The following is a 23,846-nucleotide window of genomic DNA, read 5'->3' as shown; positions in this document are numbered from 1 at the left end:
GAATATAAGCAGAACGTATTAAATAAAAAATGCGTTGCCATGGCAACGCATTTTTTATTTGCCCGGATATGTACTATTTTAAAAGTGCTGATTGCCAGACCTATCAGACTGGTAAGCACCTATATCTCTTCCCGGAGGTGTTATTTCTGTTGCACCAAATTTGGAATCGATGGGCACATCTTTACGTGGGGCAAAACCGGTATACCCTTTGCCTATACAAGGTGATGTTGGCAATAAAGCAAAATTATATGAACCTACGGTAGCTATATCTTTTAACTTAACCCCTGCAGGTAAGGGCACCGGACCATTAACAAACCTTGGATTGTTAATGCCTATTACAGATTGTGGCGCTGTGTACACATCTCCGGCTTTCCAACCGGCAGGTAAATAAGAATCAGGGCTTGGTATATCTGTAAGTGGTGCTTTAGGGAATGCTGTGCTAACAGAAAGCGACGGATAATTCTGACTTGCCACAGCTATCGAATCGGCATAATAAAAATTATAGCCATACCTTAAATTGGCTGTATCGGCAATTGGGTTTTGTACTACCCTTAAGCCAAATTTACAGTTTACAATTAAATTATTGTAAGCCAAACCACCGGCACCCTCTTCGTAGTTAATAGAACCTCCGCGGCCAGCAGCGGCACGGCGATAACCACAGTTAATAATGGTATTGTTATACATACGTACGTTAGAGCCCGGCACGCCAACCGCTGCACCCGAGTTTGATAGTTTTGGGCCATTGGTAGCAATACCTATACAAAGGTTATATGCAAAGTCACCTATCGTGCCCGATTTTGCATTCATCGCTTCTCCACCCGTATATCCGCATTTTTCGAATGTATTACGCATTACCGCTATTTTACCACCCAAAATACGGAAAGGATCATCAACACTGCCATACAACCATGAGTCTTCTAAAACAAATACGCCACCCGGGTTTTGGAAAAAAACAGGGTACGGGCTTTTTGACAACGCTGCAATAGCATCACTTGGCGCGCCGCCTCCAAATTCAATATGCGTCCATTTAATTACCATTAATTTACACGTTGGGCCGCCAATGATGCCTGTCCATTTACCTGCAAACGCAGGGTCTTTAGATGGGTCGGCTCCTATTTGGTCTGTTTTGGTTACACCCGCGTAGGTTATTAAATTTGGTTTATCTTTAGTACCTAAACAAATTAAGGTACCCTTTACACCTAAACCATAATTACCTGTAAAGTTAATTGTAACCCCTTCTTGTATAATGAGTGTATCTTTAACATCAACAAGCAAGTTGCCGCAAACAGTGTAAGTTTTACCGGCAAGCATGGTACCTTTTATCGCCACAGTAGAAGTTCCTGTTCCCAGGCAACCTACATCGCTTATAGGGGAGGCATCTAAAGCTACAGGTGTTGAGATAATTTTATAGTCCGGATTTTTTTTACACGAGTAAAAAACTGCCGAGGCCACGCTAAGCGCAATAAATATGTATATGATCTTTTTCATGATGATTAAAGTTTATAGCGGATGCCGAATAAATAATTTGGTTTGAAATAATCCTTTTGTACAATAAATTTATTGTCGGGATCGGTTTGCAGGGCAAGTTTACGGTTACCGGCTGCCGCGTAAGCGGTATACGATTGTCTGATATCCAAAATAAACGGAGAGTTGGTAATGTTATTGATCTTACCGTAAACCGAAAACTTTTTCATGAATTTTTTCTCGATGGAAAAATCAAGCTGCTTGGTAGGCTCTTGCCAGTAATCTAAACCATAATAAGGGCTAACAATCGATATCCTTGAGCCTGTGTAAACAAAGGCAACCTGAGCATCTAAACCCATTTTAGGATTTTTGTAAACCAGGGCTATGTTACCTACGTGATCAGACTGACCTTGCAGCGGCCTTGTTTCATCCTGAAAACGCGATGTTGTACCAACACCCGGTGCAGAATAAGAATAAAGCTTAGGTGTTGTTATGGATGATTTAGTGTAGGTATAGTTAGCAATAATTCCAATAGGGCCAAAATACTTGGTGTAAACCGCTTCGAAACCGTAATTGGTTGCTGTACCAAAATTTTGAGGAATCAGCGTTAATGTTGTAGCACCAGATTGAACAGTAGTACCCAATTGCTCATTTAACACATATCCGGTTTTAACAGCAGAGTACTCTATAGGGTCTTGTATCTTTTTATAAAAAACACCTATCAACAATTCATCCGCATCCTTAGGGAAAAGTTCATAACGCAGATCTATATTATCTGCAGTAGTATGGTTTAAGCCACTCGGATTACCAAGTTCTTTAAAATAATCGCCCTGCTGGCCATCGGGTATCATTTCGGCAAAGCCGGGGCGGGCCAGTGCCCTGTAATATGATAATCTTAAACTTTGGTTTGCGGTCAAATTATATTTTAATAAACCGCTTGGCAAAAAGTCGCGGTAGGTAATTTTACCATCCCTGCCATAACTTGATGCGCTTAATTGTGAGTTATAAGTTTGATCGGTGTTTTCAACCCTTACGCCACCAATGGCTTCTAACTTATCGGTTAACTGCCACTTGCCTTGCAAGTATCCTGCCGCTATCGTTTCGTTAAATGTGTAATCATTCCCATCCGGCGCAAACAAAGAAGCATCTGCACCTTTAAATCCATATTGCGCGTTGGCTATTCCTGTATAAACTTGCGATGTTGTAGCACCTAAAACAGGGCTCAGGCTATAAGAGTTGTAATAATTATCTCTTGTTTTTTTCCTGATAACACCACCTGCCTTTATTTCAAATTTCCGTTTTAAAAGGTTGAAACTTTCGGTAAGGTTAGCATAAGCCGAGTAATCCTGGTCACCGTTGTGTGTCCATATCCTTGTCATACCTTGAACAATATCGGGGATATTGGGATTGGGTACGATAGGATATTCGTGGGTAAAATCTGCCTGATCGGGAGTGTGGCTGTTAGCCTGCGAATATGCCAATGACCAATCTGCTTTTAAATGGTCATCAAGTTGGTGCACACCCTGTAATGTAGCATTGTATATGGATTGATATTGCCACCTGCTGCGGCTTTGCGCATCAACTAACGAGTTTAACGCAATGGTATCGCTTATAATGCGGCTTTGGTAATCATCCGTACGTACAAGTACATTTACTAACGAAATTTTGTTATCCTTATTAAACTTATAATCAAGCTTGGCATTTAAACCTAAGCGCCTGCTTTGCTGCGAGTAGCTGCGGTTTTGCAACTCAATAAATTGTGGTGTGTTATTAATTGCCGGCGAAGCATTTGGCAGGTAAAAAGTAGAATTATTACCTGTATAATTATTTTGATAACTGGCCGATAATATGTACCCCAATTTTTTGGAAGCGCCTATCCTGTCACCAAATGTGATGCCTAAATTGGTATTGATCGGATTTTTTACAGGAGTGAAAATAAGGTTGTTAACCGGGAAATCGGATGCGGTTGCATGATAGCTACTTCCTTTAGCTTCTGATGGCGACTGTTTGTTAATGGCAGACCTGTCGAACTCTAAAAAATCCCGACCGTTTAATACAGTATTGTAACCCATAGCAAAATTAACCTGGAACAAGGGTTTTGCCGGGGCTTCTTTCATCACTAAATTGATCGTACCGCCAATAGCATCGCCTTCCATTGATGGTAGCAGTGTTTTATTTACTTCTAAGCGCTCCAATAACTCTGATGGGAAAAGATCCAAAGGAATAAACCTGTTTTTATTATCAGGGCTTGGTATTTTTATACCATTAATTAAGGTATTAATATACCTTTTCTCCATACCACGGATAATAGGGTAACGGCCTTCGCCGGAGTTACTTCTTTCGATAGTAACACCTGATACCCTTTGCATTACGTTAGCAACAGTTACATCCGGCGATAATTCGATATTCCTTGCTGAAACGATGTTAACCAATTGATTAGCACTTTTTTCGAGCGTACGGGCGCGTTTGTCGTTCGAGTTATCGTTATCGGTAATATTAACCGAACTAAGTTCGTGGGTGTTTGATACCATTTCGGCATTCATAACAGTAACTTTGCCGCCAGCTACTGTTATATTAAGCTGTTTGGTAACATAGCTAACAAAGCTAAACTCCAACACATAGCTGCCAGGTTTAACATCTTTAATTGTATAGTAACCATCAAGTTGAACGAACCGACTTTTGCCAATTCCTTTTAATTGTACGGTTGCGCCAACCATGGGTTCTTTGGTGGCAGCATCAATAACCTTACCTCTGATTATACCTTGCGCAAATGAGGATAGGGGGATGACGGAACCAAGTAAAAATAGCAGTAATAGCCTGTAAAGAAAGTAGTTGTATTGCATAAACGGGAGTTAAATTTCGGCAAAGAAAGCTCCCGAAAGCTGTAGTAATTCTGAATTTATAACCTACCCACAGAACAGATAATCTATAAATAATATTAACTTAACATAGCCTGAAATATTAGGCAGGTGTTAATAATGGCCTAATAATTTATTAACGTAATAATGCTTTATTTTTAAAGACATTCAATATCATTATCACCTGAGATTAAGTAAGTACTCATGCATATTCCCAGTAAGTTCCACATGCAATTTTTTGAGTTTATTCAGATAGTGGGCACGCACGGCATTCCATTTATAATAAGGAAAAATTGGGGTACTGAGACCACCAATGCTTACTTCTTTTTCGTTCAGAAAAAATTTAATAAGATAGTTTTGCTTGCTATCCTTAAACAATACCCATTGAATATTCGAGCTCAGTGGTATTACTTTTGATGCCTGCCAAACTTTTTCATACTGCAAAATATTGGTAGTGGGTTTACTTGCACCACTTAAGCCAAGCAAAGCTGCAAAAGGTGCAATGGTTTCCGCATGTGCAAAACGCAGATCGGCTACAAGGTTTTGCTTTTGAATATATGCATCGGTAGTATTTATAAAACTAACCAAAAGTGGCACGGCATCACGCACTTGAATGCCATCAGCATTAAGTGCGGACCCTTTTTTCAAAAAGTCATCGGCAGAAGCAAGCAGGTCGAGCACGCGCAATTCATCGCATGTAATCAAAGATCTAAAATCCAACTGAGAGGATGTATAACCTGCGTTACTGATCTCTTTTTGAATAGAGTTTGTAATACTACTAAAGCCGAAAATATCATCTGTAAACTCATATTGCGTGTTGGAATTAAGTTGCGATGAGAAAGCTTTTGTGAAAAACCTGTTAATGATCTTTGAATCAAAATCATTTGGTTTATTTACCTTAGTTAGCTTTTCCATCTGAACCTTCCAATCACCATTTTTTTCAAAGTCAAGGTACGCCGGCGCTATCGAAAAAAACCGGAGCATATCATTATCTATCCTGGCATCATTTCCATCCGGGGGATATTGCAAACCTTTTAAAAAAGCTTCGGCACTTTGTTTGGTGCGTTCTTCTTTTGTAATAGTAACGCTTACCTTATACCCGGGTTTAAAAATACCTGTGTTGCGTAACCGCATTCTTTCTCCAATGGATTGGAGCTCTTCGGCACCACGTAGTGATATCGATTTTAATAATGGCTTTTCTATTTTTTGAAGTAAGTCAACCATGGCCTTTAGTTTATAACCTTCGGGCGTTAAAGCCTTGGCGCTATCTGCTTTTTGCAACAAGGTATAAGCCAGTGTACCGGCCACATCCTTAGTTAAATGGCGCGAGCCATGCCTGCCAACATAGTTAATATAAACAGGGTGATAACCTTTCGGGATTGCGGTATACTTTGTTTGCTGTGGCTGATAAACGGTTTTTGTACCCCAGTATTTATCGGCACAGGTTTGCGCCTGTACAGATAAGCTGCATACCGAAATGATAAATAAAACAAAAGGGGCTATCCTGTTCATACTTCAAGTTTAAAATAAAAAGACCGGGAGCTGTTAACTTCCGATCTGTAATAAATATTTGTCAATATTAATGTAAGTTGCCGGTACCATCACTTTGGTAAGCACCAATATCTTTACCCGGCAACGTAATATTTGCACCGAAAGTGCCGGTTGCGGCTACGTTGTTTTGCGGGGTAAAATCGGTTTTACCCTTGCCCAGGCCCAGTGATTCTGTCAATAATTTTAGATTTGAGCTACCTACAGCTACCGTAATAAATGGCTGAGAACTTGCGGCAATGGGTCCCGGATTAGCAGTAAAATCATATTGGTTTACATCAAAGCCATAAAATTTGGGGTTATTAGCTTGTGGCGTAGTTGATGTGATATCGGTTGGTGCTTTGGCAGCAAGAACTGCCGGCGCGCTATCTGTAGTATAAAACTGGCCAACTATAGCTGATGAGTAACCATAAAAATAGTTGTTACCGTATAGTACATTATTCACATCTGCATCGGGAGTGATACGCAAACCAAAACGGCAATTTACGATCAGGTTATTGTAAGCACGCCCCCTGGCGCCCTTTTCAAAATCGATAGAGCCGCCGCGGCCGGTTTTAGTTTGCCTGAAACCGCCATCAATAATGGTATTGTTATACACTGTTGCGGTACATTGTATACCAGATGTACCCGAATCTGAAATCTTAGTAGAATTAGTTGCTGAGCCAATAAAAACATTGTAAGCAATATCGCCTAAAGTTCCCGTCTTAATATTAAAAAACTCACCGCCGGTAGCGCCGCACAATTCAAATGTATTACGCATCAGGCTGATGTGGCCCCCACCAACCTGTATGTTATCATCCTTAGCACCAAACAACCACGAATCTTCAATAATGAGGTTTTTGGTAACATTGCCAAAGTACATATTAAACCTTGCCGTTCCGGATGGGTAAATAGCAGCATTATCATTAGGCCCTGCAGGGCCGCCGCCAAATTCAATGTGCGTCCATTTTATAATGCAATCGCCGCCTTTTGGGTTTGGTACTGCGGCCGTAACAGCAGCAGGTGTAGAGGTAATACCACCCCACCATCCAAAAAATACTTTAGTATAATTCTGTGCAGCAGCTTGTGCATGCAGGTCGGCAGCGTTTTGAGGGGTAATATAATTAGGCTCGTCTTTAGTACCCAAACTTATAAACGTACCGTGGTTAAAAATTTCGGGTGCAGTTGCTGCCGTTAATCCGTCGCATATCGCAATTAAATGTACGCCACTTTGTAATAGCAGGGTATCGCCATCATTTATGGTAATATCACTTTTAAAATAATAGGTTTTGTTGTGCAAAAGGGTACCTTTTATTGTTCCTTTTAATGTATCTGTTGTGATCGGATTTGCCGTAACCACCAGGGCCTCGGCAACATCTACTATTTCTTTTTGATGGCATGAGCTTAAAACAAGGCCCAATCCTAATATCATCATTAATTGGCTAAATATCTTTTTCATTGCTGCTGTAATTAAAATTTATAGTGGAGGCCCAGTATGTAGTATTGCTGATAGCTGTCTTTACGCACAAAGGTATTTTCGCCTGCCTGCTGATGCTCTATAGGTTGCCCTGCATATCCAAAGGGAGCCAATGGTGGGTATGGCAATTTTATAAATAACTCATATGGTGTATTTAACAGGTTAGTTGCCTTGGCATACACAAATAATTGCTTAAACACTTTCTTCTCGGCAGATACATCCAAACTTACAAAACCCTTTTGCCAAACATCATTATCCAGGTATTTGGATATGCTGTTGATACGCTCGCCGGTGTAAACCGCAGATATTTGTGCGTCTAAACCGATCTTTGAATCCTTATATAATAACGACAGGTTGCCTATATTTTTAGACTGGCCCTGTAACGGGCGGGTTTGATCAACCGTGCGCTGAACTAAATTACCTGCGCCATCTTTATAAGCCTGCTGTTTAGATGTTGTTATTTCTGATTGTGTGAATGAGTAGTTAGCACGCAATCCAAAATGACTGATGTACTTGGTAACATCCAGTTCAAAACCGTAATTGTGGGCTGTACCAAAGTTGCCTGCCTGTAATACGAGTTCTTTGTTTGAGCTTGAACTTCCAAGTGCGTATTCGATAGGATTAACTATCTTTTTGTAAAAAACGCCTACCAAAAGCTGATCGAGTGCTTTAGGAAAAAACTCATAACGCAGATCATAATTATCTGCTGTGGCATGTTTTAAACCGGTGTTACCTACTTCCTGGTAATCAGACTCCGGATCGCCACTGGTATGTGGTATAATTTCGTAAAAGTTAGGGCGGCTTATTGCAGAGTAGTAAGATGCGCGTAAGTTCTCTTTATCCGAAAGCATGTACTTAAAGCTCAGGCTCGGTAACAGGTCGTAATATTTTATAGATCCTGTTTTACCGTTAGCGGTAACCGGAACTGCATCAACCCAGCTTTGACCGGTATGCTCATAACGCACGCCTCCTAAGGTTTGCAGCTTACCAATAGTAAACTTAAACTGACCGTATGCCGCGGCTACATTTTCGGTAAAGGTGTAGTTAAGTGCATCGCCGGGGGTACCTTGCCTGTTAGTGGCCAGTTCGAAAGTATTGTTATCTATATTACCATCGTATAGCTGGGCAGGGGCCGTGGCAGGGGTGGTTAAAATGTAATTATCATAAGTGCTGCTGCGGGTTTTGTTACGATACATGCCCCCTGCACTAAATTCAACACTGGTGTTGAATAGCTTTGGTGTATAAATAAGGTTCACATAACCGCTTCTATCCTGATCGGCGTTGTAAGCAAACGTTTGTACAAATCCGTTAGTGGAGCTGCCATCAACTTTTAATGGTTGCTGAACAATACTGCCAGATACCAATGCATTTGAAGTAGACAGGTTTAATGTATACCTGTTTTCGTTAGCTACGGCCTTGGAATAAATACCCGACCAGTTGAACGTTAATTTATCACTTAAGCGGTGGTCGCCGCGTAACGAAAAATTACCGATCTGCTGCACATTGTGAATGGTTCTGTGCCTCTGGCCAATTGTGCCGGTACCAATGGCTGTACGTGCCAGTTGCAAGCCTGTATCTGATTGAAAGCGGTATTGGTTTTGAGTAAGATTGATATAAGCGGCATCGAACGTTAATTTGTTACGGTTGTTAAATCTATAATCAAACCTTCCTATAGTGCTGGTACGTTCTTGCTGGGTACTGTAAAATCTATCGCTAATGCTGGTGGGGTTCGGTAGATTGGTACTGTTATCAACTGTACTGGTTGAGAAGAAAAGGCTTTTTGTATCCTTATATATATTTTGATAGCTTAAAGAGATCAACGCGCCAAATTTTTTATCGGCAGTGCGGCCGCCAATACTTAAGTTGGCAAGAGCGCCTAATGGCAGTTTTGAATTGGTAAGATGTTGCGCGTTGTTCGAAAAATCAGCACGGGTTGCAATATAGTCATCACCTTTATTAATGCGTGGCGAACGGTACGAAGCATCGTTATCACCAAATTTAACAAATCCCCGGTCAGCCACACTTTGCGAAAAGCCGGTACCCAGGTTTAGTTTTACAGTAAAGTTATCGGGTGCATCTTTTAAAACAAGATTGATACCACCGGCAATTGCATCGCCTTCCAATGCCGGGGTTAATGATTTGTATACTTCAAGCCTGTCAACAATATCGGCAGGGAAAATATCAAGTGGTACATAACGGTTCTTGTTATCGGGGCTTGGTATTTTGTAGCCGTTTATTAAGGTATAAGTATACCGCTTATCCATACCGCGGATAATAGCATACTGGCCTTCGCCGTTATTGCTCCGCTCAAGCGATACACCTGATACACGCTGGGTAACGTTGGCTACTGTAATATCCGGCGAAACTTCAATGGTTTTTGCTGAAACGGCATTCAAAATCTGGTCTGATCGTTGAACGGTTCTTATGGCACTTTGATCGCTGCCACTATCTCCTTTTCCTTTAATGCTTACCTCTTTCAGGTCTTTCTGTTTAGTTTCAAGCTGTATAGTAAAAGACAAAACAGCGCCCGACTTCAATTGAAAGTTAACATCCTTACTTTGGTATGAAATGTATTTGGCTTCAATCTCATAATCACCGGCGGGAGTACCTTTAAATATAAAACTACCATCAAGGCCGGTAGCGGTAGATTTTTGATAACCGGCTTTGTTTTTTAAGATCACAACCGCGCCAATTAAAGGCTCAGCATTATGCTTATCAAGCACAATACCTTTTACTATCGTTGTATTGCTCTGTGCAAAACCGATATTTAAGGAACAAAAAAATAGAAATAGCGGGAGTAAAAGTTTTTTCATGAACGGGTGATAAGATTATTGGCGAAGATAGCCCCGTCATAAAAACGCAGTGTAATTACAAGGTTAACATATTGTTATATGCATGCATAGGTTACCCATTCACACCTTTTACAGCATGTCATAACAAAAATAATACAATGCAAGTGTAAGGCAAGATATTGTAGAAATTCTGAATTTTAAGCCAGATCAAAAAAATTAATCAACCGATACGGTCAAGCCTTCCTGTTGTAATATTTTGCGATAAATTTCCATTTCGGTGAATGAACCTTCCAACACAGCGCATTTACCATCGTTGTGCACTTTCCAGGCAATTTTTTCGCTTTGTGATTCAGTATAGTCCAGGTATTTCATCATGCAGTATATCACATGATCGAACGTGTTATGATCATCGTTCCACAAAATAAGCCTGTGCATTTCCTTCAGGCTGGCCAAAATTTCTTCGAGGGTGAGGGTCTCTTCTTCTACCTGTGTTGACATAGGTTCCAAATTTACCAAAAAACAGGTAAAAACAGGTACTTACTTTGCAGAACGTGTCATTTTTTCAATCCCATCCCACATTTCGGGCGTTACCATTTCCAGCGCACTGAACTGTCCTGCGCCCTGCAGCCACTCACCACCATCTATGGTTATTACCTCGCCATTGATATATCCCGAAAAATCGGAAACCAAAAAGGCCGCCAAATTTGCCAGTTCCTGGTGCTCGCCAACACGTTTTAGGGGCACACGGTTCCTGAAATCAAACTTGCTTGCCATTTCGCCCGGGAGCAATCTTTCCCATGCACCTTTTGTTGGGAAGGGGCCCGGAGCAATGGCATTGGTGCGGATATTATGCCTGCCCCACTCTACAGCCAAAGAGCGTGTCATGGCCAGTACGCCACCTTTTGCGCAGGCTGATGGCACTACATATGCTGATCCTGTAAAAGCATAGGTGGTTACGATGTTGAGTATATTACCTGAAATTTTATTAGCGATCCAGTATTTACCTAAGGCCAGCGAGCAATTAACCGAACCCTTTAACACAATATCAATAACAGTAGAAAAAGCATTTGCAGATAAGCGTTCCGTTGGCGATATAAAGTTACCGGCAGCGTTATTCAGCAATGCATCCACCTGCCCAAATTGGGCTATGGATGCGTTCATCATCGCCTCAACTTCATCATAATTGCGCACATCGCATTGCAATGCCAAAACTTTGCCGCCTGTTGCAGACTCCATTTCGGCGGCAGTTTTGGTTAAAACCTCCAGCTTACGGCTGGTGATCACCACATTGGCGCCAAGCGTTAAAAAGTAAGTGCTCATGGCTTTACCCAGGCCCGTGCCACCACCTGTTACAATAATGGTTTTTCCTTTCAGCGCATCGTCGCGGAGCATCCCCTGTATCATGCTGATTTTTGTTTTAAGTTTTGAATGATCATTTGCAATACCTTACGTGTTTCGGGAGCCCACCATTGTTTGAGCATCATGTTGAGGTTTTCGGTTTGGTCGGCACTTGCTTTCGCTATCAGCTGCTTACGCAGGTTCAGTTTGCTTTGGCTCCATGTGGCCGCGTTAAACTGCATGTAGGTACGTATCTTTTTCTCAGCTGTACTGATGACGCTTTCGGGATTAGATATCTCGTCTATCAAACCTACCTGTAAAGCCTCATCAACCGATAGCAGTTTACCTTCTATTAAGTATTGGTAAGCGTTTCGTTGACCCAGCCAAAAAGCATATAGGTCAAAAATACTATCCGGAACTATGATGCCTACGGGAATCTCGTTCAAACCAATAATGTATTTGCCTTGTGCCATCACCCGGTAATCGCAACATAAAGCAATTACACATCCACCTGCCGGGCTGTGCCCGCTTATGGCTGCCACCATTGGCTTTTTAAACGAAACCATTTTAGCCTGCAAGGCCAAAAAGCTTTTCCAAAAAGCAGCTATTTCTTCTTCGTTATAATCGTAGATCTCTATCAGGTCCAGCCCTGCCGAAAAGAAGTTTTCCTTTCCGGCGATAATAAGCCCGCCAATATTATCATCAGTATCTATGCTTTGGATAAGCGTATGCAACTCCTTTATCATCTCGGCATTCATCGGGTTTGATTTGCCCCGGTTAAGCGCGATAACTGCAAGCCTGTCTTTTATGGTAACCTGTAAAGTATTCATTAACTCCTCCCGTCCCTTAAAGGGATGCTTTTTAAAGTTGGTTTATTAAGCCAAGGTCGGGTTAATTATTTAAATTTACAATGCATGCATAGTAACTAATTCTACGGTCAGCTCCTATAGTCCTGGTTAGTTATATTAAAAAATGACAGCTCCTCGCCTCCCCTGGTAATATGTTTACCTTGTTTTAATCCGGCTTTTAACAATACTTGTTGCGATGGGATGTTCACATGATTAGTTACCGCAAAAATTTCGGCAAGACCCATTTGTTCAAATCCGTAGGATAGTAAAGCTTTTGCCATTTCTGTCGCGATACCTTTGCCATGATAATTAAGGTGCAGTACATAACCCAGTTCGGCCCAGTGCGGCTCTTCGGCAACATATTTTAAAAGTGCCAGGCCAATAAAATCGCCGGTAAGGCTGTCAAACATTCCCCAGCGGGTTAGCTTTATGCCTTTCAGGTAATCGGCTATGGTATCAATAAATACATCACGTATTTGTTGCTCATCACGTTTGGGCAGGTATTCATTTATACGGGTATCATTCATCAGGTAAAAAAAGAGTTCCTGCTCTTCGGGTAAAAATTCGCGGATGATGATGCGTGGAGTTTGCGTGATAATAGCCATGTACCAAATTTACATGATAAGCTTTTGTTTTTAAAATGGCATGGTTTTGTACCTTTGCCGAATGGCATCCATCAAACCATCTACTCCACGCGGCACACGCGACTTCTCGCCCACAGAAATGGCGAAGCGTAATTATATTTTTGATACCATTAAAACGGTTTTCCGCAAGTATGGCTATCAGCAAATAGAAACCCCCGCGATGGAAAACCTATCGACCCTGATGGGTAAGTATGGCGATGAAGGCGATAAACTGATATTTAAGATTTTGAACAGCGGGGATTTTCTAAGTGACTACGATTTGTCTGTTGAAGATGCCATCTCAAAGTTAGAAGATGAGCAAGAGATACCAAAAAGCCAAAAATTCGGAGATAAAATCTTGTCATATTTAAAAAATAAAGATCAGGCGCAAAAGGTTCTACTTGCAAATGGCATTACATCTTTTATTTCGGAAAAAGCCCTCCGCTATGATCTCACTGTTCCATTCGCTCGCTATGTGGTGATGCACCAGAACGAGATCACATTCCCGTTCAAACGCTTCCAGGTACAGCCTGTTTGGCGCGCCGACAGGCCACAAAAAGGCCGTTACCGCGAGTTTTACCAATGCGATGCTGATGTTGTTGGCTCTGAAACTTTGCTAAACGAAGCCGAGTTTGTATTGATATACGATGAAGCTTTAAGCAATTTAGGTCTGACTGATTTCACCATAAAAATAAATAATAGAAAAATTCTATCAGGAATTGCAGAAGTTATAGATAAATCCGATAACATCATTGATCTAACCGTTGCTATTGATAAACTGGATAAGATAGGGTTGGATGGTGTGATAAAAGAATTGAATGAAAAAGGATTCAGCGATGCTGATATTGAGAAATTAATGCCTGTAATTTTATTAGAAGGCAGTAACGAAGAAAAACTGCACGATCTGCGCAAAGCGTTAAAACACTCAGAGATAGGTTTGAAAGGTTGTGATGAAATTGAAACCATTTTTGATTATTTAAAAAATCTGCGCGACACCAAGGCTACCATTGAGCTGGATATTACTTTAGCCCGTGGTTTAAATTACTATACCGGCGCCATATTCGAGGTAAAAACCAATGAAGCTGCAATGGGTAGCATTGGCGGCGGTGGCCGTTATGACGACCTTACCGGTATGTTCGGTTTAAAAGGCATTACCGGTTGCGGTATCTCTTTTGGTGCCGACAGGATCTATGATGTTTTGGAAGAGCTTAAACTTTTCCCGGAAACGGCCATACAAACCACACAGGTATTAATATGCTGCTTTGATAAGCACGGTGAAACTTATGCCCTCCCATTTTTACAGGAACTACGTAGCCGCGATATCAGTGCCGAACTTTACCCGGCAGGCGCTAAAATGAAAAAGCAGCTGGATTATGCCAACAACAAGCAAATACCTTACGTAGTAGTAATAGGCAGCGACGAAATTGAAAGCGGCTTGCTTACCCTAAAAAACATGCAAACCGGCGAACAGGAAAAACTATCGACAGAAATGATAGTGGCTATGCTTGTTGGATAGTTAAAAACTATAACATAAAAAAAATAGCGATGAGTTTAAAACCCATCGCTATTTTTGTTTGAAATGATATACTTTATATCAGGCTCACACTCCTGTTAACAAACTCTGTTAACTCAGCACCGGTTAACATTCCTTGCGAAAGTAACGCTAAGTCAAATGCCTGGCGGGCCAGCGCGGTTTGTTCTTCGGCGTTACCGTCGTTAACAATACGGCTGATCAGTTTGTGGTTACCGTTAATGGATACCTTGTAATTATCGGGCATCTGGCCGTAAAAACTCATGCCACCACCCATAGCTGCCATTTCCTTCATGCGGCGCATAAACTCGTCCATGGTAACTGTTACAGGTAATTCGTCGGGGCTCAGGCTTTCTACTTCAACTTTCATATTTGGTTTGCTTATCGCTTTCTCAAATATGGCTTTAACGCTTGTGGTTTGCTCTTCGGTTAGCACATGTGCAGGTGCATCGCCTTTGTTTACCAGTTTATCAATTACATCAGCATCCACACGCTTAATTACGGTTTTCTCCAGCTTCTGCTCCAATAAAGCCACAAAGTGGTTATCTATCGGCGAGTTCATCAGCATAACATCGTAATCCTTTTTATTGGCGCTCTGTATAAAACTATCCTGTTTTGCAGGGTCGTTAGTGTAGATCAATACGGTAGCATCGTCTTTGTTGGTCTGGTTTACCTTTACCTTCTCAGTATATTCCGGGATGGTGTAAAACTCATCTTTAGTATTGGTGATCAGGGCGAAGTCTTTCGCTTTATCATAAAACTTATCTTCGCTTACCATGCCGTATTTAACGAACAGGCCAATATCGCTCCATTTTTCCTCGAAACCTTTGCGATCAGCTTTAAACAGTTCGGCTAATTTATCTGCAACCTTTTTGGTAATGTAGTTGTTGATCTTCTTCACATTACCATCAGCTTGTAAGAAACTACGCGATACATTCAGCGGAATATCCGGAGAATCGATCACACCGTGCAACAGCATCAAAAATTCAGGCACAATGTCTTTCACCTCATCAGTAATAAACACCTGGCGACTGTATAATTTGATCTTATTCTTGGTGATCTCAAAGTCATTCTTCACTTTCGGGAAGTACAATACGCCGGTCAGGTTGAACGGATAATCCACATTCAAATGGATCCAGAACAGCGGGTCTTCCGCCATCGGATATAGCTCGCGGTAAAAGTCGAGGTAATCAGCATCTGTCAAATCAGCAGGTGCTTTTGTCCAGATAGGATTGGTATTGTTGATGATGTTATCAACTTCAAATTCGGTATATTTTGGCTTACCTTCTTCGTCTTCACCATCCTCATCGCGCTCGGTACGGGTACCAAATTTGATAGGTACCGGTAAAAACTTACCGTATTTGTTCAGTATTTCCTCTAAGCGGTGTTTCTCTAAAAACTCTTCGCCATCAGCATTTACATGCAGGATGATGGTTGTACCACGCTCGGTGCGATTACCTTCGCTGATTTCAAATTCGGTGCTGCCATCGCATATCCAGCGGGCTGGTTCTGCGCCTTCCTGGTAGGATAATGTTTGAATTTCAACTTGGTCGGCCACCATAAACGCGGAGTAAAAACCAAGGCCAAAACGGCCTATGATCTCATTCGCATCCTTGGCATCCTTAAATTTCTCCATAAACTCGGTAGCTCCCGAGAAGGCGATCTGATTGATGTATTTCTTGATCTCATCAGCCGTCATACCTAAACCATTATCGCTGATGGTAATAGTTTTGGCATCCGCATCAAAAGCAACCTCAACTTGTAAGTCGCCTAAAACACCGTTATATTGACCAAGCGAAGCAAGGCGTTTTATTTTTTGTGTAGCATCAACCGCGTTAGATACCAGCTCGCGCAAAAATATCTCATGGTCTGAGTATAAAAACTTTTTAATGATGGGGAATATGTTCTCGGTATGTATCGAGATCGTTCCTTTTTCTTGCATATCTGTTCGTGTTATTTTTTGAATTGATTTACTGATAGGCTATTATCAAGCCCCGTTCCAAAGGGACGGAGTTGTCAAATTGGCAGATGGGATTACTGCGGGGTTTGCAGGTACAACTCTTCCACCTTCTTCCTTGCCCATTCGGTTTTACGCAAAAACTTCAGACTCGATTTTATGCTTGGATCGCTGATAAAGCAATTGATCTTTATTTGTTTGCCCAAACGCTCCCAGCCATAAAATTCCACCAAATGCGTTAAAATGGCTTCGAGGGTTTTGCCATGTAGGGGGTTATTGGGCTGCTGATCCTGCATTTTTATCTGACTGGTTTTCGGCGGCTAATTCAGCTTCTTTAACAAACCTCACTTTTATCGCATGAATGATACCGGCTCTTAGGCTGAGGAGTAAATAAGTAAGGTACAGATCGACTACGATAGAAATATGATCGCCATCGGCAATAAAAAAAACTAAAATAAGGGTATTGATAAAAATAAGGGTGCCCCAAAAAACATCCCATAATAAACCTTTACTATAGCCGGGAGGCTGTACCGAGAATAGATGCGCTTTAAACTTGCCTTTGCTTGCGAAAAAGATCACAAAAACATTGAGCAGTACCCAGCCAATCGCTATTAAAGGGATTTTGCTGCCTAAGGGGATAGAGATATCATCAACAAACCAGGGATAATCTCCCCGCCCGCTCCTGAACAGGTAATGCCAATATACACCCGGGATAAGCAACAGCCATACTATGTTTGATACGAAGATAAGGCTGCCTTTGTCAAATGTTTTAACAGCTTTAAAGTTATGGTACTTCCTGATCTTAGTGCTTAAGGTAAAGCAATAAATAGTAACTGATGCAATAAGTAAACCAAAAGATATGTCCATTAGCTGGGGCCTGTTTGTTCTCAGGTCGTCCAGTTTTTTGTAGTAATATGGCTCGAAATCTTTAAATGTATGATTGGTCATGGCTTTCATACCACGGTCATCAAGCGCTTGTTTGTAGGTATCGTTGGTATAGGTTGGCATACCTAACGAATACACCAGCACAGCCGCGCTGATCACTATTAAATAAACAAGCACCTTTTTTACCAGCATCTTTTAAATTATCTGTTTAGACATAGCTAAGGTAATAATTATGTACTATATCGTGATGTTTTATCAAACAGAACTTATGAGTGCTGCCAGCACCTTTTGCAGTTCTTTCAAAAGTTCGGGATCAGTAATTTGCCCGGCGCTATTTACTTTACTGCGGATGAATGATATCAGTAGTTTAGCATTGTCATCAATCTTTGCGGATATAGCACCAAGGGTTAATAGCAAAGAAGTATGCGCGTGCCCACCTTGGCTTGATGCAGTTATGAGCGCCACCGGCTTATCTACAAAATCTGATGATGATACCGTCCAATCCAACGCGTTTTTTAAACTGCCGGGCACACCAAAAGCATATTCGGGTGTGCATATCAAAACAGCATCGGCATTTTTTAGTTGGGTACGAAATGCTGTTACTGATGTTGGTGGCATATCATTATCCAGGTCGGGATTAAAATGCGGCAGCGTTGCCAGGCTTTGGTAAGTTGTGATAATTACATTACCAGGGGCCATGCCTGCCATAACATTGATTATAGCATTGTTTGATGAGTTAGGGCGCAGGCTGCCCGATATGGCGAGAATATTGATGGTTTTCATGATAAATTAATATTCGAATTTTTCAGACCATGCTATACCATCTGGCAACTCTGCTTTACTGAACTCAATATGAATAACACGCCTCGGCTTATTGTTTACTGTTTTACCCGATGCATGTAACAATAATGGGCGCATTAGCATAACACCCCCTTTTTTTACACAACAAGTAGTTTCCGTTTCGGTATTCCAATTAATAGTTTCTGCACGGTAAACACCCTTCAAATTTGAACCGGGTATTACTCTAAGTGCGCCATTGTCTTCATTAGCTTCGTCAAGGTGTATCCTGATGGTAAAATTATCCTGTAAAATTTTGATAGGCGGTTGCACAGCAAATTGGTTCTGCTTAACTGTCCATGGGCCGAAACCACTCAATTCAATTTTATTATCAACGGAGATGGTCAAGTCCTGATGGTAAGCAACAAACCAGTTTGATTGTGCTGGCTTATCAAAGTAGATAGACTTGCTAACAAAATATCCCTTGCCAAAAAGCCCGGCTATCAATTGTTTCAATTTATCATTAAAAACAACCTCAGCAACTTGTGGCACTTCCTTTATAAATTGCCTTATAGCAAACAGGTCTTGGGTTTTGCGAAAAGTATCTTTGTTAGTTGGCGCGTTATTAATTATGCTATTGATATTTTCAATTTCGGCATCGCAATAAATACCGTTTATTATTGTAAAGCCGTTTAAATCAAAGTCAGTTACTGATGTCTGAAATACCATTTTGATAGAATATCGTGTAAACTAATAAACAGATATTAGGCTGTTTAAGCTACCGTCTAAAACACTACGCAATATTACCCGCATTTTTCGTTATTTTTGCATGTGTTTATCGGTATGAAATATAAATTTTATTTGTTGCTGTTTGTTGTGATAGGTGGCGTTGCGATGCTAAGCAACTCGTGCAAAAAAGATAACAACGACCAGCTTTCTTATTTTTTAACTAACGGTACCTGGAACCTTGCCTCGCAACAGGTATTTCATTTTGTTGGCGACACGTTAAAAAAGACAGATACCATCACCTTGGCATGTACCCAAAAACTGACTTTTAAGCCCGATAACTCGGCTTTGTACCAAAATTATAAATGTAACAGCGGCACAGCTACCGGGCAATGGAACATTACGCAGGATAACATCACCTTGCAATCGCCAATTATAATTGGCACCGATACGTTGTTTAAAAATTCGCAGATCATTAATTTAGGTCAGTATTCGTTGGTATTACAAACGGGCAGCATTAGCCCGGTATATACATCTAAAACTGTTAGAACCATTACACGTTATGGTTTTATACACCAATAGCTATTTTTTACTGCTATTGTTGCAAATGGGATGTTAAAAATTTTATATTTGAAAAAAGCATTTTAAATACTTAATTCTTGAAAAAACGGATCGCTATTTTTGCTTCGGGCTCTGGTTCAAATGCTCAAAAAATAATGGAGCATTTTAAAAAAAATGCAGATGCCGAAGTCGCGCTTATTTTAACCAATAACCCCGAAGCATATGTATTGCAGCGGGCCGATAATTTCGAGATCCCATCGCATGTTTTTGACAGGCATGAGTTTTACGAAACCGATGACGTAATCAGGCTATTAAAAAACCTGCAGGTTGATCTTATTGTATTAGCCGGCTTTTTATGGCTTGTACCGCAATCGTTATTAAAAGCATTTCCAAACAAGATCATTAACATCCACCCATCGCTGTTACCCAAATATGGCGGTAAAGGCATGTATGGCGATAAGGTACATAACGCCATCCTTGCTGCTAAAGAAGAAGAATCGGGCATTACCATCCATTTTGTGAACGAAAATTTTGACGAGGGCGAGATCATCCATCAATCACGCTTCCGTATAGATGAAGGTGATGACTTGGAAATGGTGAAATTTAAGGGCCAGCAATTAGAGCACACCCATTTTCCCAAAGTAGTTGAGGGCTTGCTAAAGAAAATGAGATCTTAGAGATAGAAGCCAGCCTTCGCTAAAGCTATGGCTGGTGAGACAAGAATCAAAAGCCGATAATCAAGATACCTTGATTTTTAACTCCAGGCTTTGATCATCTTACAATAACCAGACTTATATGTTCCAACGTAGCAGCGCGCGTAGCCTTGTTTAAAAATTGGGGCTTAAGGCGGGTTATCCAATAGCGGTCAAACTCGGTCACTTGCGTTATGTTCCATCCCCTGCTTTTAAGGTTCTGAATATTGCCTGTTGGTGTATATAGTAAAAATGGTTTTGCCGGAAGCTTGCCTGCGCCATTAATATCTACAGTAATTAAGGGTTGGTCCAGATAAAACTCTAATGGATATGTATAATCGCCCATGCTTTGTGCAACAGGCATCTTTTGTCGGCTATTAAACGCATTGATATAAAAAGCAGCCTCGCTACCTGCCTGGTATTTTAACAGCGAAGGATAAAAAACAAGGTTTAAATAGACATTAATGATACAAGCGGCCAAAACTGTCATTACCCCAATTTTTTGATAAGCTACCGTGGTGATACGGCCTGGCAATAATATCATTAAAACAAACAGCACAACCAACAGGGCTGCAATAAACCAATTGAAGGTTTCGGGCTGATAAAAATAGTGCAGCATTGTTATACCCGCTATCAGTAATACTACAACGATGATCTGCACCACGCGTACCGCCTTAATGCTTTTAACACTGTGCAAATATTGAGCCGTTAATATGGCATAAAACGGAAAGATGATGTTGGTATAAAAAGGCAATTGAAACTTTGATGCCGAAAAAACCAGGAAGGTTAACAGCGAACCGCTAATACAATACCACTCCATGTTACCTACATTTTTAATACCATTTTTCAAGAACTGAAACACTGCAGCAAACAACAATAACGACCATGGCAAAAAGGCCCATAAGGTGGTATGAATAAAAAACGAAGGATCGCCATGGCCTTTTATGGGCCCGCTATTAAAAAAGCGCCCAAACTGGCTATCCCAAAAAAAGAATTTTATGCCCGATACATTGTGCTTGCCAAAAACAGTCAGCTCGGGGTGTTTATCAAACTGGTGATAAAGGCAATATATTTCGGGTAAAATAAACAGGAGCATTAACAGCCCTGCCATGAGCCAGCGAAAGTTAAATAGCTCTTTCCACTGTTTTTTTATTAATAGCTCGCCCGCAATGGCACCGCAAATAGGTATCAGGGCAAACATGCCTTTCGTCATTACGGCACAGGCGGCAAACAGGCTACCCAGTACCAGGGGCCAAAACATTTTGTTTTGATTTGCTTTATAAAAATAGTAAACCGACGCTATGATAAGCCCTGTTAAATAAGGCTCGGCACGCACATCGTTATTTGATATAACAATATGTTCGGCGGTAAGCAATATCAATGCCGCCCAAAGGCCGGTTTGTTTGTTGTACAGGTTTTTAGCTAACAGGTAGGTGTACCTGGCGCCAAGCATTAAAAACAATATACCCGGCAATTTATATGCCCATGTAGTAAAACCAAAGCATTTAAATGATAGTGCAGTTATCCAAAACGGAAAGTGGGGCTTATCAAGCCAGTTGCGGCCTTCGGCAAACAGGTTTGTATAATCGTTACGCAAAGCCATTGTTTTGGCAATGGTAGCATACAATGCGCCATCGGGCGCAATAACAGGGACAAACAAACCGCTAAAATTAAGCAGTACTGCCAGGGCAATTAAAGCATTAAGCCATTTTGAAGATGTATCGGGTTGTAGTTTGTCCATTTATAAAGCATGTAAATATAGGCAGATTTTTATTTACCATATTTCTGCTCCTTATTGCTCAAACTATAATGCTGTTGCTAATGTTAATAAGCATTGCCTTTTAATTCAAACATGACTTAGCCGTATAAATTTCGTAACTTTCACCAGATACCTATTCAGAAAAAATGCCCAGGCTGACTAAAAAACTGTCTATCGGAAAAAGCTATATTAATAGCCCGTTTTATATAAAATACGGAGTGCCTGTTTTGCTGTTGGCATTGGTTACCTTATTCAAATTATGGTTAGCCATTATCATCGGAAAAAAAATAGCGTTCATGCTCTATTTTGGGGTAGTGATCATCGTATCGCGTTACTTTGGCAGCCGGCCGGCAATAGTTACCAGTATCATTGCTCTTTTTATTGGCAACTATCTTTTCATCGCACCATACTATACCATTACATTAGGCAAGGTTGAACTTACCCAGGATGCGTTATTTATATTAGAGTGTAGCCTTATTATAGGATTAAGCAGCGCACTGGCCAGCGCGATAAAGCGTGTACAAACCGCCGACAGGCTTTTTAAGGCTTTGATAGAAAAAAGCGCAGAGGGTATAATTATGGTAAATGCTGATGGGCAAACTACCTATTGCAGTCCGGCAATTGAGGATATATTAGGCTATACTGCCGAAGAGTTTTTAAGCTTTGAATCGTGGTCGCTGATGCACAACGATGAAAAACTTGATGTTAAGGAAGAGTTTTATCGCCTTGCAGGGCATCCGGGTAAAACCATCATTTTACAACATCGCATGAAGCATAAAAACAATTCGTGGGTATGGATAGAAAGTAAAACAACTAATTTATTGGCAGAGCCTGCAGTAAATGCCATTATTTCGAACTTCAGTAATATCACAGCCCGGATAACGCTCGAAAAGCAACGTGAAGATTTTATTGGCGTTGCATCGCATGAGTTAAAAACACCTATTACAAGTTTAAAGGCTTATACACAGGTGCTGCGCGCCCGCTTTAAGAGCAATCCCGATACAACATCCTATAGTATCGCTAAAAAAATGGATCAGCAGGTTAATCATATTACCCGTATGATCACATCCTTACTTGATATTACCACCTTGCAAACCGGCCAGCTAAATCTCAACATAACCGAATTTGATATTAATAAAATAACACTCGAAATTATTGAATTAGCGCAGCAAACTACCATTAATCACACCATTAAAGCAAGCTTAACTGAGATAAACCAGATAACGGCCGACAAAGAACGTATTGGCCAGGTTATAACAAACTTTATCTCTAACGCCATAAAATACTCGCCGCAAGGGCTTGAAATACAGGTAACTTCCGAAATAAAAGGGCGCGACCTTGTTTTCTCTGTAACAGACCACGGGCTTGGGGTATCAGAAAAAGAGCAGGATAAAATATTTGAACGTTTTTACAGGATAGACAGCTCTAAAAATACTTTCCAGGGTTTAGGTTTGGGGCTTTATATCTGCATGCAGATCATTAAACTTCACCAGGGCCAAATTGGTGTTAGCAGCGAAGAGGGAAAAGGGTCAACGTTTTGGTTTAGCCTGCCCCTTAGCGCAATTAATGCACTATAATACTTTGCTACTAAAATAACAGGCAAAAAAAAGCATCCACTTTCGTGGATGCTGTAACGATAATTTATAATGTTTTTTTATTAAGCAAGTTTTACATTTACCGCATTAAGGCCTTTTTTACCTTCTTGAACATCAAAAGTAACCTCATCGTTTTCACGGATTTGATCAATTAAGCCTGACACATGAACAAAAATTTCTTCACCGTTTTCTGCTTTAACGAATCCAAAACCTTTAGTTTCATTGAAAAATTTTACTACTCCAGTTTTCATTATATTGTATTTAATTTATTGAATAAGGTTGCAAAGTAAGACTAATTTATTGAAAAAACAGCATTTTTCGATTTTATGCGATAAGCGTGACGTTAAAATTTAGCATTTACTATCAATTTGTTAGTGTAAAGGCATAAAAAAAGCACCCACTTTTTGGTGGATGCTGTAACGATTTTTATGATGAT

General features: G+C 40.7%; 20 protein-coding genes. 4 read left to right on the top strand and 16 right to left on the bottom strand.

All coding sequences use genetic code 11. The features are described 5' to 3' along the window. Positions 1-78: 78 nt before the first annotated feature. From KXQ82_RS00755 to KXQ82_RS00715, 9 genes are all read right to left on the bottom strand, one after another. Positions 79-1,488, bottom strand: coding sequence for a right-handed parallel beta-helix repeat-containing protein (locus KXQ82_RS00755; protein ID WP_219485935.1), 1,410 nt, complete (start codon positions 1,486-1,488; stop codon positions 79-81). A gap of 5 nt (positions 1,489-1,493) precedes the next feature. Further along, on the bottom strand, positions 1,494-4,307 hold the full coding sequence (locus KXQ82_RS00750) for a TonB-dependent receptor (RefSeq protein ID WP_219485934.1): 2,814 nt from the start codon (positions 4,305-4,307) through the stop codon (positions 1,494-1,496). 195 nt (positions 4,308-4,502) lie between these two features. Beyond that, positions 4,503-5,834 carry a histidine-type phosphatase gene (locus tag KXQ82_RS00745; RefSeq protein ID WP_219485932.1) on the bottom strand — a complete coding sequence of 444 codons (1,332 nt, stop codon included), beginning with the start codon at positions 5,832-5,834 and terminating at the stop codon, positions 4,503-4,505. Positions 5,835-5,901: 67 nt separating this feature from the next. Then, complete coding sequence (locus KXQ82_RS00740) at positions 5,902-7,308, bottom strand: hypothetical protein (protein ID WP_219485930.1); 1,407 nt, start codon at positions 7,306-7,308, stop codon at positions 5,902-5,904. 11 nt (positions 7,309-7,319) lie between these two features. After that, positions 7,320-10,139: a TonB-dependent receptor gene (locus tag KXQ82_RS00735; RefSeq protein WP_219485928.1), complete on the bottom strand. Its 2,820-nt coding sequence runs from the start codon at positions 10,137-10,139 to the stop codon at positions 7,320-7,322. 195 nt (positions 10,140-10,334) lie between these two features. Beyond that, positions 10,335-10,616 carry an ATP-dependent Clp protease adaptor ClpS gene (locus tag KXQ82_RS00730; protein WP_219485926.1) on the bottom strand — a complete coding sequence of 94 codons (282 nt, stop codon included), beginning with the start codon at positions 10,614-10,616 and terminating at the stop codon, positions 10,335-10,337. 39 nt (positions 10,617-10,655) lie between these two features. After that, on the bottom strand, positions 10,656-11,522 hold the full coding sequence (locus KXQ82_RS00725) for an SDR family oxidoreductase (RefSeq protein WP_255563332.1): 867 nt from the start codon (positions 11,520-11,522) through the stop codon (positions 10,656-10,658). Continuing rightward, positions 11,519-12,286, bottom strand: a complete 768-nt coding sequence (locus tag KXQ82_RS00720; RefSeq protein WP_219485924.1) for an enoyl-CoA hydratase/isomerase family protein — start codon at positions 12,284-12,286, stop codon at positions 11,519-11,521. Before KXQ82_RS00720 ends, KXQ82_RS00725 begins: the two co-directional genes overlap by 4 nt. Positions 12,287-12,393: 107 nt before the next feature. Beyond that, on the bottom strand, positions 12,394-12,909 hold the full coding sequence (locus tag KXQ82_RS00715) for a GNAT family N-acetyltransferase (protein WP_219485922.1): 516 nt from the start codon (positions 12,907-12,909) through the stop codon (positions 12,394-12,396). A gap of 61 nt (positions 12,910-12,970) precedes the next feature. Here KXQ82_RS00715 and hisS point away from each other — a divergent pair, with 61 nt between their 5' ends. After that, entirely contained in the window at positions 12,971-14,443 is a 1,473-nt protein-coding gene (gene hisS, locus KXQ82_RS00710; RefSeq protein ID WP_219485920.1) for a histidine--tRNA ligase, read from the top strand. Positions 14,444-14,516: 73 nt separating this feature from the next. On the opposite strand, the gene htpG is transcribed toward hisS, so the two are convergent. The 5 genes from htpG to KXQ82_RS00685 form a co-directional block, all read right to left on the bottom strand. Further along, the gene (gene htpG, locus KXQ82_RS00705) at positions 14,517-16,400 is read right to left on the bottom strand and encodes a molecular chaperone HtpG (RefSeq protein ID WP_219485919.1); all 1,884 of its coding nucleotides are present in this window, start codon (positions 16,398-16,400) and stop codon (positions 14,517-14,519) included. A gap of 92 nt (positions 16,401-16,492) precedes the next feature. Beyond that, positions 16,493-16,711, bottom strand: coding sequence for a VF530 family protein (locus tag KXQ82_RS00700; protein ID WP_219485912.1), 219 nt, complete (start codon positions 16,709-16,711; stop codon positions 16,493-16,495). Beyond that, positions 16,689-17,492 carry a hypothetical protein gene (locus KXQ82_RS00695; RefSeq protein WP_219485911.1) on the bottom strand — a complete coding sequence of 268 codons (804 nt, stop codon included), beginning with the start codon at positions 17,490-17,492 and terminating at the stop codon, positions 16,689-16,691. Before KXQ82_RS00695 ends, KXQ82_RS00700 begins: the two co-directional genes overlap by 23 nt. A 63-nt stretch (positions 17,493-17,555) precedes the next feature. Beyond that, the gene (locus tag KXQ82_RS00690) at positions 17,556-18,083 is read right to left on the bottom strand and encodes an NADPH-dependent FMN reductase (protein WP_219485910.1); all 528 of its coding nucleotides are present in this window, start codon (positions 18,081-18,083) and stop codon (positions 17,556-17,558) included. Positions 18,084-18,089: 6 nt separating this feature from the next. After that, the gene (locus tag KXQ82_RS00685; protein WP_219485909.1) at positions 18,090-18,806 is read right to left on the bottom strand and encodes a phytanoyl-CoA dioxygenase family protein; all 717 of its coding nucleotides are present in this window, start codon (positions 18,804-18,806) and stop codon (positions 18,090-18,092) included. A 114-nt stretch (positions 18,807-18,920) separates the two neighbouring features. Between KXQ82_RS00685 and KXQ82_RS00680 the strand changes: the two genes are divergently transcribed. Together KXQ82_RS00680 and purN are read left to right on the top strand one after the other, a co-directional pair. Continuing rightward, positions 18,921-19,385: a hypothetical protein gene (locus KXQ82_RS00680; protein ID WP_219485908.1), complete on the top strand. Its 465-nt coding sequence runs from the start codon at positions 18,921-18,923 to the stop codon at positions 19,383-19,385. 77 nt (positions 19,386-19,462) lie between these two features. Further along, positions 19,463-20,041: a phosphoribosylglycinamide formyltransferase gene (gene purN, locus KXQ82_RS00675; protein ID WP_219485907.1), complete on the top strand. Its 579-nt coding sequence runs from the start codon at positions 19,463-19,465 to the stop codon at positions 20,039-20,041. A 94-nt stretch (positions 20,042-20,135) separates the two neighbouring features. On the opposite strand, the gene KXQ82_RS00670 is transcribed toward purN, so the two are convergent. After that, positions 20,136-21,797 carry an ArnT family glycosyltransferase gene (locus KXQ82_RS00670; RefSeq protein ID WP_219485906.1) on the bottom strand — a complete coding sequence of 554 codons (1,662 nt, stop codon included), beginning with the start codon at positions 21,795-21,797 and terminating at the stop codon, positions 20,136-20,138. Between the two features lie 164 nt (positions 21,798-21,961). Here KXQ82_RS00670 and KXQ82_RS00665 point away from each other — a divergent pair, with 164 nt between their 5' ends. Further along, positions 21,962-23,392, top strand: coding sequence for an ATP-binding protein (locus KXQ82_RS00665; RefSeq protein WP_219485905.1), 1,431 nt, complete (start codon positions 21,962-21,964; stop codon positions 23,390-23,392). Positions 23,393-23,472: 80 nt separating this feature from the next. Here KXQ82_RS00665 and KXQ82_RS00660 read toward each other — a convergent pair whose 3' ends face one another. After that, positions 23,473-23,661, bottom strand: a complete 189-nt coding sequence (locus tag KXQ82_RS00660) for a cold-shock protein (protein WP_219485904.1) — start codon at positions 23,659-23,661, stop codon at positions 23,473-23,475. Between the last annotated feature and the right edge of the window lie 185 nt (positions 23,662-23,846).

This window comes from Mucilaginibacter rivuli, from assembly GCF_019391655.1.
GTDB classification, from domain to species: Bacteria; Bacteroidota; Bacteroidia; order Sphingobacteriales; family Sphingobacteriaceae; genus Mucilaginibacter; species Mucilaginibacter rivuli.
Note: the sequence above shows the minus strand (reverse complement) of the source record. Positions and strands in the feature narration are given on the sequence as shown.

Bases quoted from the DNA above. Each gene is read 5' to 3' on its own strand.
- KXQ82_RS00685 (WP_219485909.1), bottom strand. From the start codon at position 18,806: ATGGTATTTCAGACATCAGTAACTGACTTTGATTTAAACGGCTTTACA.
- KXQ82_RS00670 (WP_219485906.1), bottom strand. From the start codon at position 21,797: ATGGACAAACTACAACCCGATACATCTTCAAAATGGCTTAATGCTTTA.
- KXQ82_RS00730 (WP_219485926.1), bottom strand. From the start codon at position 10,616: ATGTCAACACAGGTAGAAGAAGAGACCCTCACCCTCGAAGAAATTTTG.
- KXQ82_RS00700 (WP_219485912.1), bottom strand. From the start codon at position 16,711: ATGCAGGATCAGCAGCCCAATAACCCCCTACATGGCAAAACCCTCGAA.
- KXQ82_RS00735 (WP_219485928.1), bottom strand. From the start codon at position 10,139: ATGAAAAAACTTTTACTCCCGCTATTTCTATTTTTTTGTTCCTTAAAT.
- KXQ82_RS00680 (WP_219485908.1), top strand. From the start codon at position 18,921: ATGAAATATAAATTTTATTTGTTGCTGTTTGTTGTGATAGGTGGCGTT.
- KXQ82_RS00660 (WP_219485904.1), bottom strand. From the start codon at position 23,661: ATGAAAACTGGAGTAGTAAAATTTTTCAATGAAACTAAAGGTTTTGGA.
- KXQ82_RS00750 (WP_219485934.1), bottom strand. From the start codon at position 4,307: ATGCAATACAACTACTTTCTTTACAGGCTATTACTGCTATTTTTACTT.
- htpG (WP_219485919.1), bottom strand. From the start codon at position 16,400: ATGCAAGAAAAAGGAACGATCTCGATACATACCGAGAACATATTCCCC.
- KXQ82_RS00665 (WP_219485905.1), top strand. From the start codon at position 21,962: ATGCCCAGGCTGACTAAAAAACTGTCTATCGGAAAAAGCTATATTAAT.
- hisS (WP_219485920.1), top strand. From the start codon at position 12,971: ATGGCATCCATCAAACCATCTACTCCACGCGGCACACGCGACTTCTCG.
- KXQ82_RS00690 (WP_219485910.1), bottom strand. From the start codon at position 18,083: ATGAAAACCATCAATATTCTCGCCATATCGGGCAGCCTGCGCCCTAAC.
- KXQ82_RS00715 (WP_219485922.1), bottom strand. From the start codon at position 12,909: ATGGCTATTATCACGCAAACTCCACGCATCATCATCCGCGAATTTTTA.
- KXQ82_RS00755 (WP_219485935.1), bottom strand. From the start codon at position 1,488: ATGAAAAAGATCATATACATATTTATTGCGCTTAGCGTGGCCTCGGCA.
- KXQ82_RS00745 (WP_219485932.1), bottom strand. From the start codon at position 5,834: ATGAACAGGATAGCCCCTTTTGTTTTATTTATCATTTCGGTATGCAGC.
- KXQ82_RS00695 (WP_219485911.1), bottom strand. From the start codon at position 17,492: ATGCTGGTAAAAAAGGTGCTTGTTTATTTAATAGTGATCAGCGCGGCT.
- KXQ82_RS00725 (WP_255563332.1), bottom strand. From the start codon at position 11,522: ATGATACAGGGGATGCTCCGCGACGATGCGCTGAAAGGAAAAACCATT.
- KXQ82_RS00740 (WP_219485930.1), bottom strand. From the start codon at position 7,308: ATGAAAAAGATATTTAGCCAATTAATGATGATATTAGGATTGGGCCTT.
- KXQ82_RS00720 (WP_219485924.1), bottom strand. From the start codon at position 12,286: ATGAATACTTTACAGGTTACCATAAAAGACAGGCTTGCAGTTATCGCG.